The organism is Lachnospiraceae bacterium JLR.KK008 (assembly GCA_037015955.1).
GTDB lineage: Bacteria > Bacillota > Clostridia > Lachnospirales > Lachnospiraceae > VSOB01.
The window spans coordinates 1629399-1645376 of record CP143548.1; the positions used below are offsets into that span (position 1 = coordinate 1629399).

17 protein-coding genes are annotated in these 15978 nt (G+C 54.6%); all 17 read left to right on the forward strand.

The features are described 5' to 3' along the window. Positions 1–24 precede the first annotated feature (24 nt). The 17 genes from cbiD to V1224_08415 are packed head-to-tail and all read left to right on the forward strand — an operon-like array spanning position 25 to position 15927. Positions 25–1200: a cobalt-precorrin-5B (C(1))-methyltransferase CbiD gene (gene cbiD / locus V1224_08335; GenBank protein WWR14515.1), complete on the forward strand. Its 1176-nt coding sequence runs from the start codon at positions 25–27 to the stop codon at positions 1198–1200. After that, positions 1197–1952 (forward strand): precorrin-4 C(11)-methyltransferase, encoded by a 756-nt coding sequence (gene cobM / locus V1224_08340; GenBank protein WWR14516.1) that lies wholly within the window; start codon positions 1197–1199, stop codon positions 1950–1952. Before cbiD ends, cobM begins: the two co-directional genes overlap by 4 nt. Continuing rightward, positions 1952–3001, forward strand: coding sequence for a cobalt-precorrin 5A hydrolase (locus tag V1224_08345; GenBank protein ID WWR14517.1), 1050 nt, complete (start codon positions 1952–1954; stop codon positions 2999–3001). The genes cobM and V1224_08345 overlap by 1 nt, the downstream gene beginning before the upstream one ends. A gap of 21 nt (positions 3002–3022) precedes the next feature. Continuing rightward, on the forward strand, positions 3023–3766 hold the full coding sequence (cobJ, locus tag V1224_08350) for a precorrin-3B C(17)-methyltransferase (protein WWR14518.1): 744 nt from the start codon (positions 3023–3025) through the stop codon (positions 3764–3766). Further along, positions 3753–4568: a precorrin-6A reductase gene (gene cobK / locus V1224_08355; protein WWR14519.1), complete on the forward strand. Its 816-nt coding sequence runs from the start codon at positions 3753–3755 to the stop codon at positions 4566–4568. Before cobJ ends, cobK begins: the two co-directional genes overlap by 14 nt. Next, positions 4565–5794, forward strand: a complete 1230-nt coding sequence (gene cbiE / locus V1224_08360; GenBank protein ID WWR14520.1) for a precorrin-6y C5,15-methyltransferase (decarboxylating) subunit CbiE — start codon at positions 4565–4567, stop codon at positions 5792–5794. The genes cobK and cbiE overlap by 4 nt, the downstream gene beginning before the upstream one ends. Before the next feature lie 6 nt (positions 5795–5800). Then, entirely contained in the window at positions 5801–7198 is a 1398-nt protein-coding gene (locus tag V1224_08365; protein ID WWR14521.1) for a cobyrinate a,c-diamide synthase, read from the forward strand. 20 nt (positions 7199–7218) lie between these two features. Beyond that, positions 7219–8325, forward strand: coding sequence for a nicotinate-nucleotide--dimethylbenzimidazole phosphoribosyltransferase (gene cobT, locus V1224_08370; protein ID WWR14522.1), 1107 nt, complete (start codon positions 7219–7221; stop codon positions 8323–8325). Next, a complete protein-coding gene (locus V1224_08375) occupies positions 8326–8880 on the forward strand; it encodes a bifunctional adenosylcobinamide kinase/adenosylcobinamide-phosphate guanylyltransferase (protein ID WWR14523.1) in 555 nt (184 codons plus the stop codon). It begins immediately after the preceding gene. After that, positions 8868–9644 carry an adenosylcobinamide-GDP ribazoletransferase gene (locus V1224_08380; GenBank protein ID WWR14524.1) on the forward strand — a complete coding sequence of 259 codons (777 nt, stop codon included), beginning with the start codon at positions 8868–8870 and terminating at the stop codon, positions 9642–9644. The genes V1224_08375 and V1224_08380 overlap by 13 nt, the downstream gene beginning before the upstream one ends. Beyond that, positions 9632–10057, forward strand: coding sequence for a bifunctional adenosylcobinamide kinase/adenosylcobinamide-phosphate guanylyltransferase (locus tag V1224_08385; protein ID WWR14525.1), 426 nt, complete (start codon positions 9632–9634; stop codon positions 10055–10057). The genes V1224_08380 and V1224_08385 overlap by 13 nt, the downstream gene beginning before the upstream one ends. Then, the gene (locus V1224_08390; protein WWR14526.1) at positions 10054–10719 is read left to right on the forward strand and encodes a histidine phosphatase family protein; all 666 of its coding nucleotides are present in this window, start codon (positions 10054–10056) and stop codon (positions 10717–10719) included. The genes V1224_08385 and V1224_08390 overlap by 4 nt, the downstream gene beginning before the upstream one ends. After that, entirely contained in the window at positions 10716–11822 is a 1107-nt protein-coding gene (gene cbiB, locus V1224_08395; protein WWR14527.1) for an adenosylcobinamide-phosphate synthase CbiB, read from the forward strand. The genes V1224_08390 and cbiB overlap by 4 nt, the downstream gene beginning before the upstream one ends. 25 nt (positions 11823–11847) lie before the next feature. After that, a complete protein-coding gene (locus V1224_08400) occupies positions 11848–12504 on the forward strand; it encodes a precorrin-8X methylmutase (protein ID WWR14528.1) in 657 nt (218 codons plus the stop codon). Continuing rightward, positions 12501–13169, forward strand: coding sequence for a hypothetical protein (locus tag V1224_08405; protein ID WWR14529.1), 669 nt, complete (start codon positions 12501–12503; stop codon positions 13167–13169). The genes V1224_08400 and V1224_08405 overlap by 4 nt, the downstream gene beginning before the upstream one ends. Next, positions 13166–14347, forward strand: coding sequence for a threonine-phosphate decarboxylase (locus tag V1224_08410; protein ID WWR14530.1), 1182 nt, complete (start codon positions 13166–13168; stop codon positions 14345–14347). The genes V1224_08405 and V1224_08410 overlap by 4 nt, the downstream gene beginning before the upstream one ends. Then, the gene (locus V1224_08415; GenBank protein ID WWR14531.1) at positions 14305–15927 is read left to right on the forward strand and encodes a cobyric acid synthase; all 1623 of its coding nucleotides are present in this window, start codon (positions 14305–14307) and stop codon (positions 15925–15927) included. Before V1224_08410 ends, V1224_08415 begins: the two co-directional genes overlap by 43 nt. Positions 15928–15978 lie beyond the last annotated feature (51 nt).

A 15978-nucleotide genomic window follows, 5' to 3' on the forward strand; every position in this document is an offset into this window, starting at 1 on the left:
ATGGTGTTTGGATGACAGATGCCGATGGATGCTTATGTATATAAAGATAAAAAAAAGCTGCGCTGCGGTTATACAACCGGTTCCTGCGCCGCTGCGGCGGCCAAAGCGGCGGCGTGGACCCTTCTGCTGGGTGAGACACCGGAGCAGGTGACAGTGGATACTCCCAGAGGGGTTTGCCTCACTTTACCGGTGGAAAAGATTTCATCGGGAGGAACCAGGGCCTGCTGCGCCGTCAGAAAAGACGCCGGTGATGACGCCGATGTGACGGATGGTATACGGATCATCGCGGAAGTGGCGAAAGAGTCCGCGGCCGGCGTGCAAATCACGGGTGGCAGAGGAATTGGCAGGGTTACGAAAAAAGGTCTGGAACAGGAGATCGGCAGTCCTGCCATCAATCGGGTCCCGCGGCAGATGATCCGGGAAGCGGTGGAGGCGGTGTTGGAAGAAGCCGGATATGAGGGCGGTCTGCTGGTGATCGTATCTGCACCGGAGGGAGAGGCGCTGGCAAAGAGAACGTTTAACCCTGCGCTTGGCATTGAGGGCGGTATCTCGATTCTCGGAACAAGCGGCATCGTGGAACCGATGAGTGAAAAGGCGCTGACGGATACGATTGCCCTGGAGATGCGGATGCAGGCGGCGGCCGGAAGACGATACTGTGTGATTACACCTGGCAATTATGGGATGGATTACATCCGCCGGGTCTTATCGCTTGACCCTGTCTGTACGGTCAAGTGTAGCAATTTTATCGGTGATACGCTGGATATGGCGCCTGCCTGTCATATGAAAGGAGTACTCCTGATCGGGCATCTGGGGAAACTGGTAAAGCTGGGGGCAGGCATCATGAATACCCATTCCCGATACGGAGACGGACGCATGGAAGTGCTCATGGCCTGCGCACTGGAAGCGGGAGCAGAGCTCTCCCTGCTGAAAGAAGTGATGAGCTGTGTTACGACCGATCAGGCGGTGACATTGCTTTCGCAGGAGGGAATCCTTTCGCCTGTGATGGATCGCCTGATGAAGAAAATAGAGTACCATTTAAAAAGACGGGTGTTTGACGGCATCGAGACAGGTGCCGTCGTCTTCTCCAACGTGCATGGCCTTTTGGGGATGACGGTGCAGGCGCCCGGTCTGCTTGCACGGATAAGAGAAGCAGACGGAGTGGACAGGGCCGGAGAAGGCAGGAAGGGGGAACGTTTATGATATGTTTTGTCGGTGCTGGCCCGGGCGCCAGGGATCTGATCACGATTCGTGGTCAACGGCTTCTTTCCGGGGCGGACCGGATCATATATGCCGGTTCCCTCGTGAATCCGGCTCTTTTAGAGTATGCCGGAGAACATTGTGAGATTTATAACAGCGCGGAGATGACATTGGAGGAAGTGATCGAGACGATGCGGGAGGGGGATGCCAGAGGGATGGAGATTGTCAGGCTTCACACTGGGGACCCCTGCCTTTATGGGGCGGTGAGAGAGCAGATGGACGCTCTGGACAGGCTTGGCATCGCCTATGAGGTCTGTCCTGGTGTCAGCAGCTTCTGCGGCGCGGCCGCTTCCCTGAAAACGGAGTATACATTGCCAGGACTGACTCAGTCAGTCATTATCACAAGAGTCTCAGGCAGGACGAAAGTACCGGAAAAAGAGCGGCTTTCACGGCTGGCGGAGCATGGCGCGGCGATGGTTCTTTTTCTGAGCGCCGGACTGTTGGAGGAAGCGCGCAGGGAATTGCTGCAAGGCGCATACACGGAGGAGACGCCCTGTGCAATCGTATACAAAGCGACTTGGGCGGAGGAGAAAATCGTCCGGGGGACACTCGGCGGACTTGTGGAGATGGCGGCGGAAAACGGCATTACCCGGACGGCACTGATCGTCGTCGGAGAATTTCTCGGTGACGATTATGAGTTGTCAAGGCTGTATGCCGCCGATTTTTCCACCGGGTATCGGGAGGCCTCGGTGTGATGCGCATCGGTATCGCCGCCTTTACGGAGCGGGGCGGTCAGCTTGGGCGTTTTCTGCTGGAGGAATATGGCAGAGCCGGATATGAGGCGGAAGGCTTCCTGTCCGAAAGACATCGGATGGAGAACATGCAGCCTTTTTCGGATCTGGGCAGTGCAACCCGTCTTATGTTTGAGCGGGAGGACATGATTGTCTTTGTGGGTGCCTGTGGCATCGCCGTGCGTGCGATTGCGCCTTATATCAAAGATAAATTGCATGATCCGGGCGTGGTCGTGGTAGATGAATGCGGCAGACACGTGATTTCTCTGCTGTCAGGCCATGTGGGACGGGCCAATGATTTTACCGAATATACGGCGCGTATCCTTGACGGCGAACCGGTTATCACGACAGCCACGGACAGCCGCGGACTCTTCGCGGCGGATCAGTGGGCGGTCAGAAACCGGCTGCATATTGTCAATCCACAGACGGTCAAAGAGATTTCTTCCCGCATTCTCGCCGGGGAGCGGGTCGGTTTCTTTTCGGAATTTCCGTTTGCCGGAGAGCTGCCGGCAGAACTCACCATGGAAAATGGGGAAATAGAAAAAGAAGAGGTGGAGGCGGGGATCGCAGTCTCCTGTGAGAATACATATCATCACCGTTTTCCGGTTACGCTGGCGCTGATGCCGAAAGATCTGACGGTGGGGATCGGCTGTAAGTCAGGGAAGACTGTCTCGGAACTCCATGATTTTCTATGTCAGATATTTGAGAGATACCATCTGCGGACAGAGCGGATCGGTAAGATCTGTTCTGTGTCTGTCAAGGCACGGGAGGAAGGACTCATCAGGCTGGCACAGGCGCTCGGTGTTCCATTTGAGACTTATACGCCCGGGCAGCTTTCACAACTGGAGGGAGATTTTGCAGCCTCTGAGTTTGTCAGGGCGAAGATCGGTGTAGACAATGTGTGTGAGCGGAGCGCCTGCTTTGGCAGCGGCGGGAGAAAGCTGGTCGGCAGGCAGACAGGCAGCGGGATGACGATAGCTGTCTATGAGAGGCAGACGATTTTGTTTTTTTGATAGAAACATAAGGAGGGAGCTATGAGTCTGTATGTGGTGGGGATCGGACCGGGCGGGTTGGACGGTATGACAGTGGAAGCGAAAAATGTCCTGGAATCATGTCATATTATTGCCGGGTATACGGTATATACGGAGCTGTTAAAGCCATACTTTCCACATAAGAAATACTACAGTACGCCGATGAAGCAGGAAAAAGAACGATGCGGCTGGGCACTGGCGAGAGCTGCCGAAGGGGAAGCCATAGCCGTTGTGTGCAGCGGGGACCCGGGTATCTATGGGATGGCAGGTCTGCTCTGCCAGTTACAGGCACAGGCGCAGCAGGAAACGGTCCGGGCGGCAGAGATTATCGTGATCCCCGGCGTGACGGCGGCAAGCAGCGGCGCAGCGCGGCTTGGCGCTCCTTTGACGCATGATTTTGCGGTCATCAGTCTGAGCGATCTGCTGACACCGCTTGCCGTTATCCAAAAGCGGCTGCGCTGCGCCGCCATGGGGGACATGGTCATCTGCCTGTATAATCCGGCCAGCCGGAAACGGGCGGATTATCTGCGGATGGCCTGTGACATCGTTCTCGAATACAAGAGTCCGCAAACCGTATGCGGTTATGTGAGACAGATTGGCAGAGAAGGGGAAGAGGTAAGGGTTCTCTCACTGGAGCAGCTGCGGGATATACAGGCGGACATGTTTACGACGGTTTATATCGGCAACGATTCCACGATGGAGCTCGGAGGAAAGATGGTGACACCGCGGGGATATGCCGATGTGTAAAGTCATCATTTTCGGCGGGACGACAGAAGGCCGGATTCTGTCGGTCTACTGCATGGAACACGAGATACCGGTGGTAGTCTGTGTGGCTACTCCTTACGGAGCACGGATCGTGAAACGGGAACAGGAAAACCGGCGCCAGGAGACAGCGCCCGTAAATACAGACGGCAGGGACAATGGATTTTCCGTTCATGCCGGAAGGCTGGAGACTGAGGAAATGAAGGCTTTACTTTGCCATGAAAGGGCCGGACTGGTGCTTGATGCCACACATCCCTATGCGCTGCTGGCTACAGAAACGATCCGGACAGCCTGCAAAGCGCTGGACATACGTTATCTGAGAATCGTCAGGGGAGAGGAAACGGCAGATGCGGAGGAGGGGACACTTTCCTTTGACACGATCCGGGACGCCGTCACTTTTCTGTCCGCGGAGGAAGGCAATATATTTGCGGCGACCGGCGGCAGCGGACTGTCTCTCTATACTGCGCTGCCGGGGTACCGGGACAGACTGTATGTGCGGGTCCTTCCGAGCCCACAGTGCATCGCGGACGCGCTTGCACTCGGTATCGAGGGGCGGCATCTGACCGCCATGCAGGGACCGTTCTCGGAAGAGATGAATTATGCGTTTTTAAAGGAATTTGAGATACGGTGGATGGTGACGAAGCAGTCGGGTGCAGCCGGCGGTTATCTTGAAAAACTGCGGGCAGCGAAGAGAGCGGGCATTCCGCTGCTCGTCATCCGCAGAAGAGTCAAAGAGACCGGTATCAGTCTGGAAGAAGCAATACATTGTCTGGAGGAATGGAAATGAGCAAAAATATCAGTATTGTAGGAATCGGTATGGGCAATCCGGATCTGCTGACAAAGGAAGTGCGCTGTGTACTGCTGGAGGCGGATCTGATCATCGGAGCCAGACGAATGAGAGACGCTCTGCCGAAAAACTGCAAGGGAGAATATCATGAGACGTATGACGGCAAGGAGATCCTCTCGATTATCGATCAGACGCCCTGTGAGAACATCGTGATCTGTATGTCCGGTGACAGCGGTTTTTACAGCGGGACGAAAGGTCTTGTCTCAGTGCTGGAAAAGAAATATGAAACCGTGAACATCATGGCCGGCATATCCAGCATTTCCTATCTGTCAGCCAGGAGCGGTATCTCCTGGCAGGATGCCTGCATCGTCAGTCTTCACGGCAAAAAGGAAAACTGGATTCAGGCCGTAAAGACCCATGAGAAAACGTTCATGCTGCTGGGCGGCAGTCTGCGCGGCGTGGTTGAGCGGCTCTGTCTGGCCGGACTGACACAGTGTACGCTGGTCATAGGCATCCGTCTCTCTTATCCCGACGAAAAGATCATCCGGGAGAAGGCGGAGACGCTTCTTGACCGGGGAGATAAACTGTCGGGTGTCGATACGTCACTCTGTGTCTTGTTTATTCTCAATGATCAGGCGGTCTGCAGTACACCTTCCACCGGCATCCCCGATGATGAGTTTATCCGCGGACAGGTCCCGATGACAAAGAGTGAAGTGCGTGCGGTGACGATGAGCAGACTGCATCTGAAAGAAAACGCCGTCGTCTATGACATCGGCGCCGGGACCGGCTCGGTTTCCGTGGAGATGGCGGCGCAGGCATGGCGCGGCACTGTCTATGCAATCGAATGCGTGCCAAAGGCGCTGGAGCTTCTGCATGCCAATAAGGAAAAATTTATGGCGGATAACCTGCAGATCACAGAGGGAAAGGCCCCGGAAGTATTTGCGTCTCTTCCTGCCCCGGACGCTGTCTTTATCGGCGGCAGCAAGGGGGAGAGAGATGGAATACTGGAGGCCGTATTACAGAAAAACCCTCAGGTACATATCGTGATGAATGTGATTTCTCTCGAATCGTTGACAAACATATTGACACTTGTAAAAACATATGAACTGGAAAATCTGGAGATCACGCAGATCACGGCGGCGAGGGGACGAGAGATTGCGGGACAGCATTTGATGGACGGACAAAATCCGGTCTTTGTCCTCTCGATGGACGCGAAAGGCAGATAACGACCTATGGGAACGCTTACCGGAAAACGGGTGATGATTGCCGGGACAGGCAGTGGCTGCGGCAAGACGACGGCTGTCTGCGGCATTTTGTATGGTCTGAAAAAAAAGTTTGGACTTTCTGTCGCCTCATGGAAATGTGGTCCGGACTATATCGATCCGATGTTTCATAAAAGGACGCTGGGGATTGCCGGCGGCAATCTGGATTTGTTTTTTTCGGGAGCCGGTCAGGTCTGTGAACTGCTTGCAGTCCAGGCGGCGAATGCGGACATCAGCGTGATCGAGGGCGCTATGGGGTATTATGACGGAATCGGTATGACACAGGAGGCAGGCTGCCATGCGTTGGCACAGGTGACAGAGACGCCTGTCATCCTTGTCGTAAATCCGAAGGGAATGGGTGCTTCACTCTGTGCCCTCCTGCATGGATTTTTGCACTACCGGAAGCCAAACGCGATCAGAGGCATTATATTTAATGAGATCACGGCAAAGCGGTATGAGAGTCTAAAGCCGCTGGTGGAAGCTATGGGGCTGAAGGCGGTCGGGTATCTGCCCAGGCAGAGAGAATTTGTGCTGGAGAGCCGTCATCTGGGTCTGGTTACGGCTGACGAGATCCGGGATTATCAGCAGAAGATTCGGATTTTTTATACGCTCATTGACAATACGATAGACTGGGAGCTGTTTATGGAAATAGCGTCCGGAGCACCGGAGGTGAGCTATCGGGAGAGTTCCCGGCCTGCCGGGCAGCGGACAGTGAGAATCGGGATAGCCAGAGACGAGGCATTCTGTTTTCTATATGAGGACAATCTCCGCTATCTGCGAGAGCGCGGCTGTGAACTGGTATTTTTCAGCCCGCTCAGAGACAGACATCTGCCTGCTCAGACAGATGGCCTGATCCTGTGCGGCGGCTATCCGGAATTGTATGCGCATACGCTCTCGGAAAATGCGGAAATGAGACAATCCGTCAAAGCAGCGGTACAGGCAGGAATGCCCTGTATTGCGGAGTGCGGCGGCTTTCTCTACCTGCAGAACAGTCTGACCGACCCGCAGGGGGCGACTTACAAGATGGCGGGAGCGCTTGCCGGGGGAAGCGCCAAAGGCCGGTCGCTGCGTCATTTTGGGTATATCGCCATGTCATTACGGTCGGGGAACCTTTTCGGAAGGAGCAGGATGCAGCTGCGCGCCCACGAGTTTCATTATTACGAATGCGTTCCTGACGACATGACATATCAGGCATTTGCCGTGCAGAAGGCTTCCGGCGAGGCGGAATGGATGACCGGATGGGCAGGAGATACGTTGTATGCGGGTTTTCCGCATATTTATTTTTATGGAAATGAGGATTTTGCGGAGGCTTTTCTGGAAAAAGCGCAGGCTTTTCGCCGGATACAATACCAGAATCAGTGCTCATGAATCAATGGCATCGTAAATCGATGAGGAGAAAGAAAGTTACAGAGGGAAAGAAGATGGAGGAAAGGAATCCTTATCAGACGCTTGGAACAGGAAGGAATCCGGACGCTGTGGCTGCAAAAAAGGCCCGGGAACAGTGGGACAGCATTGCCAAACCACTGTACGGGCTGGGCAGACTGGAGGATGCGATCGTTACGATTGCGGAAATCCAGGGAACGAAGGACATTGCCATAGAGAAACGTGCAGTCCTTGTATTTTGCGGGGATAACGGCATTACCACGCAGGGCGTGACGCAGACAGACAGTCATGTGACGGCTGTCGTATCGGACAATATCGCTGAGGGAAAGGCCAGTGTCAACCGGATGTGCGGGCGGTGCGGCGCGGATGTGTTTGCCATCGATATGGGGATCCGGGACGAGACGCATTCCCGGCATCTTATTTCCCGCAAAATCCGCAGGGGCACGAGAGACTTTTCCACAGAACCGGCCATGCGTATGGAAGAAGTGCAAAGAGCGGTCGACACAGGGATTGATCTTGTCAGAACATATGCAGAAAAGGGATACACACTGTTTGCTGTCGGGGAGATGGGCATCGGCAATACGACGACGGCAGGTGCCATGGCAGCGGCGCTGCTTGATCTGCCCGTGGAGGAAGCCGTAGGCAGGGGCGCGGGATTGTCAGGAGAGGGCCTGGCAAAGAAAAGAAAGATTGTGGCCGCCGCTCTGGAGCGGTACGGGCTGCGGCAGAGATCCGCACTGGAAGTGCTGGCCTGCGTGGGAGGTTTTGACATTGCCGGTATGGCGGGCGCCTTTATCGGCGGCTGGCTGTACGGTGTCCCGGTTATCGTGGATGGCATGATCTCGGCCGTGGCCGCACTCACGGCGGCAAGACTCTGTCCGGGAGCGGGTCGCTGTATGCTCGCCTCTCATATGAGCCGGGAACCGGGTATGCAGGCTGTGATGAAGGAACTGGCGCTCGCGCCGGTCATCGACGCTTCGCTGGCGCTTGGTGAAGGAACCGGCGCGGCACTGTTGTTTCCCATGCTCGATATGGCGGCGGCCGTCTATCGCAGTGAAGAAACATTTGCGCAGATACAGATTGAGAGTTATCAGAAGTTTGAGGAAGAATGAATGTTGTTTGTGATCACAGGGGCGAGTGGGAGCGGAAAGTCGGAATATGCGGAGCAGCTTGCGGGCAGACTGGCCGTGAGAGAGCGGATTCAGAGAAAGCTCTATGTGGCCACGATGGAGACGGAGAGCGATGCGGCAAGAGAGCGAATCGCACGCCACCGGGCGCTGCGGGCAGGAAAAGGGTTTGTCACAGTTGAGTCCGTTATGGGACTGGGCAAGGAAGCGCTTCGGGACTCCCTGCCGGGGACGGTCGTTTTACTGGAATGTGTTTCGAATCTTTTGGCCAATCTGATGTTTTCCGCTGGAATGACAGCTATGGAGGCACAGCGGGAAATTCTTTCTCAGGTGCAGGAAGCCTGTGGGATCTGCCGGCACCTTGTCGTCGTCACGAACGAAGTTTTTTCGGAAACAGTGGGGGACTCCGGGGCGCTTGACCAGTATGTGCGGGCGCTCGGCGGCATTAACTGTCATCTGGCCGGGTTGGCCGACGCCTTTTGTGAGGTCGTGTATTCAATCCCGGTATTTCTGAAAGGAGAGAAGCTATGCCGGTTTTAAAGAGTTTTTGTCTGGCATTTTCCATGTATTCCAAAATACCGATGCCGAAAGTGGCATGGGAAGAAAAGAATATGCGCTATGTGCTCTGCTTTTTCCCTCTTGTCGGTCCGGCAGTCGGCGCCTGCCTGTATCTGTTGTGGCGGCTTCGCGGCTGGCTGGGAGTCTTCGTCCCCTTTCCGGTCTTTGTCCTTGTGGGGACGGTTCTGCCGATCGCGCTGACGGGAGGAATCCACATGGATGGCTTTATGGACACAATGGACGCGCTTCACTCTTATCAGAGCCTGGAACGGAAACTGGAAATTCTCAAAGACTCTCATATCGGTGCGTTTGCCTGTATGAGCATGGTATGTGAAAGATGTCTCTACGGGGCTGCGCTCTTTCTGCTTCTGGAAGTGCGGCAGATCTTGTTTCTTGGAATCGGGTTTTTTCTGTCCCGGATTCTGAGCGCATTTCTTCTCGTCACGGTCAGGAGTGCGAAAAAAGACGGGCTGCTCTATACGTTTGCCTCCAGCGCCCATAAGGCGACTGTTCTGGCTGTGTTATCGGTATGGATGTTTCTGGCTGTGGCATTTGGCTGTTTTCTATATGGAACGCCCGGTGTGGCTTGTATTATTCTCAGCCTCCCGACCGCGCTCTGTTACCGGCGGATGGCGTACCGGCAATTTGGCGGGCTGACAGGAGATCTTGCGGGCTGGTTTGTTGTCGTATATGAACTGGTGTTTGCATGGCTGACAGGAATCATGGGGTATCTATGGAACTTATAATCGGTGGCTGCTATCAGGGAAAGCTGGCTTATGTGGAGCAAAAACTGAGACAGCGGAATGTTATACTGGACAAATGTGCTGTTTTGGACGGAGCTGAGATCGACGCCTTCGCAGCGCCCAGCCAGTGGCGCAGACAGATTTCGGGCCGTATGGTCCTGAATCATCTGCATCTGTTCGTGAAAAACTGTGTCTGTCATGGTCATGACGACAGGATTTCCATGGCGCTGGCGCTGTTTTTGGAGGAGGCGCCAGAGTTACTGGTCGTCTGTGATGAGGTAGGCTGTGGGGTCGTACCTTCCGCGCCGCAGGAACGGGCGTACCGCGAGGCTGTGGGACGGGCGCTCTGCTTTCTGGCACAGCGCGCGGACAGCATGGAGCGTGTGATCGGCGGAATACCGATGCGGATCAAATGAAAGAACAGCGGAAAAGGACAGATAAGATGGTGGACGGGAAAGCGAAGGAACCGGAAAAGATGGAATGGCTCTGGGTCCGGCATGGAATGACAGCAGGAAATAAAAACAGACGGTATATCGGTTCCGGGACAGACGAGGGGCTGTGTCCGGAGGGCAGGCAGCTTCTCCGGCAGCGGAAAGAGAGGGGGCTGTATCCGGCTGTCTCTCATGTCTGTGCCAGTCCGATGAAGCGATGTCTGGAGACGGCACAGCTCCTGTATCCGGGCGCAGAGATACGGATCGTGCCGGATTTTCGGGAGTGTGATTTCGGTCTGCTGGAAAATAAAAATCATGAACAGTTGTCTGGTCTGCCTTTTTATGAGCAGTGGCTGTCACAAAAGGGGAACGCAGCCTTTCCGGGCGGAGAATCGCCGGAGGACTTCTGTCGCCGCAGTGTGCGGGCGCTGGAGACGATTGTGCGGGCGGGAATGCCGGAAGGAAAAACAGCTTTCGTTGTGCACGGCGGGACGATCATGTCCGTCTTTTCCCATCTGGATGAGAGACAGGGAGGCTTTTATGATTACCATGTGGACAATGGAGACGGCTACCGGTGCACGGCGCAGATTGAGGGCGGACAGATCCGATTGCGAAATTGTCGGAGGATCGGAGAGGACAGGTTATGAATACTGTGTTTGCGATGGGGATCGGATTTGCGCTGGACTGTCTGCTGGGCGATCCTCATCATCTGCCGCACCCGGTCCGGTGGATCGGCAGACTGATCGGATTTCTTGACAGGCAGCTTCATCTGAAAAAAAGCAGTTCTGCCAGGCGGCAGCTTGCAGCAGGTATTCTGCTCGTCGTGCTTGTAACTGCAGTAACGGGCGGTGCGGTTATGCTGATCCGGCTGTTTACTTATCGTCTGTCCATTACATTTGGCATCGCGGCGGACGGTATTTTATTTTATTATTGTATTGCGCCGCGCAGTCTGTATACAGAGAGTATGGCCGTTTATGATGCACTGGAGAAGGATTCGCTGACAGGCGCGCGCCAGAGGCTGTCGATGATCGTCGGCCGGGATACCGAATGCCTGACAGAAGAGGGGATTATCAAAGCAGCTATTGAGACTGTGGCGGAAAACACGTCCGACGGCGTGACTGCGCCGGTGATCTATATGGCCATCGGCGGCCCGGTACTCTGCTTCCTCTATAAAGCAGTGAATACGATGGATTCCATGGTCGGATACCACAGCGAGATCTATGAATATTTTGGGAAGGCGGCAGCGAGAGTGGATGATGTCTGGAATTATATTCCTTCCAGGCTGACAGCACTGGTCATGCTCCTTTTGGCGATTCCTCTGCAATTATTGTCTCGATTTTCAGAAAATTGCAAAAATTCAAACAATAATCATAAGAAAAATTGTGCAGAAAATTCGCTCAACAGCAGGGATTTTACCAATAAATATCAGACAAATCTATATTTTCCTCCTGTTATTTCCAACAAATCTATCGACTGGAAGCGGGGATGGAAGATTTACCGGCGTGACAGACATTGTCACAAAAGTCCCAATTCCGGGCAGACAGAAAGTGTCTGCGCCGGTATACTCGGCGTCCGGTTGGCAGGGGATGCCAGTTATTTCGGAAAAACCGTACACAAACCCCATATCGGCGATCCGGTGAGAACGGCAGAGCGGGAAGATATCCGCCGGGCGAATCTGATGATGTACGCGGCGGCGATCGTGGTACTGCTGCTTGCGGCAGCCCTGCGGATGCTGTATGATTGTTATTGATCAAAAAGAAGTGTGAGGCAACGATATGACCGACAGATATAAACCGGCGGAGATTGAGGCGGAGAGTTTCCGTATCATCGAAGAAGAGATCAGGCAGATGGGCAGACAGGTGCCGGAAGAATATGCCGCCGTCATCAAACGGGTGATCCACACGACGGCTGATTTTTCCTATCTGGACAGTCTTTACTTTTCGGAACAGGTGATGACGCTGTCAAAAGAAGCGCTTCGAAGTGGCAGCAAAGTCATTACCGATACGAATATGGCAAAGGCAGGCATCAATCGCCGTGCGCTGCACAAGCTGGGCGGAGAAGTCGTCTGCTATATGGCTGACGAGGAGGTGGCCAGGGAGGCCGCGCAGCGACAGGTGACAAGAGCGCAGATCAGTATGGAGCGGACGGTGTTATCCACTGAGAATCTGATTTATGTCATCGGCAATGCACCGACGGCGCTGTTGACGATCGTCAGACTGACGCGGGAGGGCAGAATCCGGCCCCGGTTTGTGATCGGGGCGCCGGTTGGATTTGTCAATGTGACAGAGGCAAAGAGACAGCTCATGGCTTCCGGGATACCCTGCATCGTGCCGGAGGGCCGGAAAGGCGGCAGCAACGTGGCGGCCGCGATTCTGAATGCGCTGTTATATGAAGTGGCGGGAAGAGAAGAAGACAGGAGCGGGACAACATGAAAAGAAATAAAAAAACAAAACGATGGAAACGGGCAGTGCTGTGTATGATAACCGCGCTCGCCGCCGCGGGAACCATCCCGGCCGGAAACGGCATCGTGTCTGCACAGTGGTCGGAGGAACCGGCGGAAACCGCCGACTTCCCGGGAAGCATACGGGATGAATCGCTGGAACAACAGATCGGCATGTATCTCGAGGCAGTCGCAGAGGGAGATGCAGACAGAGCAAGAGCGCTGCGCGGTATGGAAAATAAGGTCACGCAGACGCAGGAGGCCGTCTGCTTCCGGCATGGCCTGCGGGGATTCGATGATGTGAAGACCGTCATCTACCCGCTTGGAGAGGACAGGCTGGTGTTTGTCTCTTATGATATGGTCATCGACGGGCTGGAACCTGCTCTGCCCGGACTTGTGACATGGCTGGCGGAGCAGGATGGTCAGGGCGGGTGGATATTGCTGACTGACAATGCCTCTCCCTCAAAGGAGCAGCAGGCTCAGATCAGAGCCCGTTTAGAGACGGATGAAATCGGCGGCTGGTTCGATGAGATCAATGAATCCTTTATGGAGATTGTATGGGCGGATGCTGATGTGTATGCGTGGCTGCAGGCAGTCTCCGACGATTCTAAGTCCGATGAGATCAATCAAACGGGATACCGGAAGGAAACGCCATGAACCGTCAGGAACGATTTTTGCAGCTTCACGGCGGGGACAGGTACCGGCTCGACATCAGACTTGATTTTTCGGTAAATACAAATCCGCTGGGAATGCCGGATTATGTCAGAAGAACGGTGCAGGCGTCATTTTGTCAGTCTGAAGACCGGTACTGTGAGTGGTATCCGGACCCGGAGTGCAGCCGGCTGCGGAAAGCGCTGGCCGCGTATCATCACATATCAGGGGAAGCGATCCTCTGCGGAAACGGCGCCTGTGAGCTGATCTATGCTCTTGTCCGCGCCCTGGCGGCGAGCGGGGCGAGAGCGGTCAGAGCAGTCCTTCCGCTTCCGTCATTCGGGGAGTACGAGAGGGCACTGGCAGCTGTCGGTGCGGATGTTACCTGTTATCTGTTGGAGGAAGCGCACGGGTTTGCATGGAATGAAACGATTTTGGAGACACTGACGCCTGATACGGACCTGCTCTTTCTGTGCAATCCCAACAATCCGACCGGAAACCGGATTCCGGAAACACTCTTGGAGCATATTCTGAGACATTGCCGGGAGCGGGAGATCGTCGTACTGCTCGATGAATGCTTTCTGGAACTTGCGGTACAGGAAGAGAAAGAGAATGTTGAGGCCGAAGGATATGAGGACTTCGGGGAACCGAACATTGACAGAAAGCAGCAGTGCAGACTTGTCCGGATCACGGAAGAATATCCAAACACAGTTGTCTTAAAGGCATTTACGAAGTGGTATGCCATGCCGGGACTGCGGCTTGGTTATTGTATCAGCGGTAATGGTCTGCTCCTTGCACGGATGAGAGAGCAGATCCCATGCTGGAGCGTCTCCGGGATCGCTCAGCTTGCCGGAATGACTGCTCTGGACAATGCTGAACATATTGACTATATCGGTCAGTCAACACAATTAATCCGGGTGGAACGGGCTTTTTTGAAAAGCGGACTGGAAAAGCTGGGAATGCACGTTATTCCGGGCTGTGCCAGCTTTCTCTGTTTCTCCGTAAAGTCCTGTGAGGACTCTTTTCATGACCTGTATGAAAGGCTGCTGGATGTCGGTATTCTCATCCGGGACTGTCGTAGCTTTCGGGGAATGGGTGACGGCTGGTACCGGATCGCCGTCAGGCCCCATGAGGAGAATGTATGTCTGCTGCGGGAGTTGGAGAAGATGAAAGGAACAGTATGAAGGCCAGAAATATCATGATCCAGGGAACGATGTCCGATGTGGGCAAGAGCCTGTTTACGGCAGGGCTGCTGCGGGTCCTCTCGCAGGATGGCTACCGGGCGGCGCCGTTTAAATCACAGAATATGGCGCTCAATTCTTATATCACAGCACAGGGGCTGGAGATGAGCCGGGCGCAGGTTATGCAGGCGGAGGCGGCAGGCATTGATCCGGACGTGGCTATGAATCCGATATTGCTGAAGCCCAATTCAGATATGGGCTCTCAGGTCATTGTCAACGGCGAAGTGTTCGGCAATCTGACAGCGGCGCAGTATTTCCGGCGTAAGCATGAGTTCGTGCCGGATATCAAGGCTGCCTATCATAAACTGGAACATGACTATGAGATTCTCGTTATCGAGGGGGCGGGCAGCCCGGCGGAAATCAATTTAAAGCAAAATGATATTGTCAATATGGGACTGGCGCAGATGATCGATGCACCGGTCCTGCTCATCGGGGATATTGACAGAGGCGGTGTTTTCGCCCAGCTCTATGGCACGGTGGCCCTGCTGGAAGCACAGGAGCGGGCTCGCATCAAAGGCTTTATTATGAATAAATTCCGCGGGGACAGACGTCTTCTGGAACCGGGACTGCAAATGCTCTATGAGCGATGTCCGATTCCGGTCGTTGGCGTGATCCCCTATACGGAACTTGATATTGAGGATGAGGACAGTCTGTCGCGGCGTCTGCTTCCCGGCAGCGTCCGGGACAGGATTGATATTGCCGTCATCCGCTTCCCGCATATCGCTAATTTTACGGATCTGAATCCGCTGGAGCGGATCAGCCATGTCTCTTTGCGCTATATTTCAGACTGCCGGGAACTTGGCTGTCCGGATCTGATTATCCTGCCGGGCACGAAAAATACGATGCGGGACCTGCAGTGGATGCGGGAAAATGGGATCGAGACAGAGGTGCGGCGACTTGTTGGCTCTGACCTGAGCCTGCTGCTGGGTATCTGCGGCGGCTTTCAGATGATGGGGGAAGAGCTCGCCGATCCGTACGGTGTGGAGGCTGGCGGCATATCGCGGGGACTGGGGTATTTTCCTCTGCGTACCATATTCGGGACGGAGAAAGTCAGGCGCAGAGTGCGGGGAACCATTCTCACACAATGCAGTGCGTCCGGTTCCCGGTCAGTATGGGAGAGGCTGGCGGGAAGCACCTTCCTGGGCTATGAGATGCACATGGGCACCTCAGACAGTGTGGGCGGCGCACAGCCCCGGAGGCTGATGGAGCTGACGGATGAAGACAGCGGCAGTGAAAACAGTCGCCACAGGCGGCGGGCAGACAGGATAACAGGAGGCGGTAACCATATGGATGGCTGCATATCGGGCAACTGTATCGGCACTTATGTTCACGGCCTGTTTACATCGGGCACGCTGCGTGACAACCTGCTGGATCTTTTGTTTGAGAGAAGAGGGCTTACCAGGGATGCAGCCGGACAGACCGACTACCTGACCTACAAAAACAGCCAGTACGACCGCCTTGCCGATGTCATCCGGGAACATACGGATCTGAAAGCGATCTATCGGATGATTGGGCTGGAGTGAGAAATCTTTCCTTTATTTTTGTTTGACGAACACCGTTTTTATGATATATAT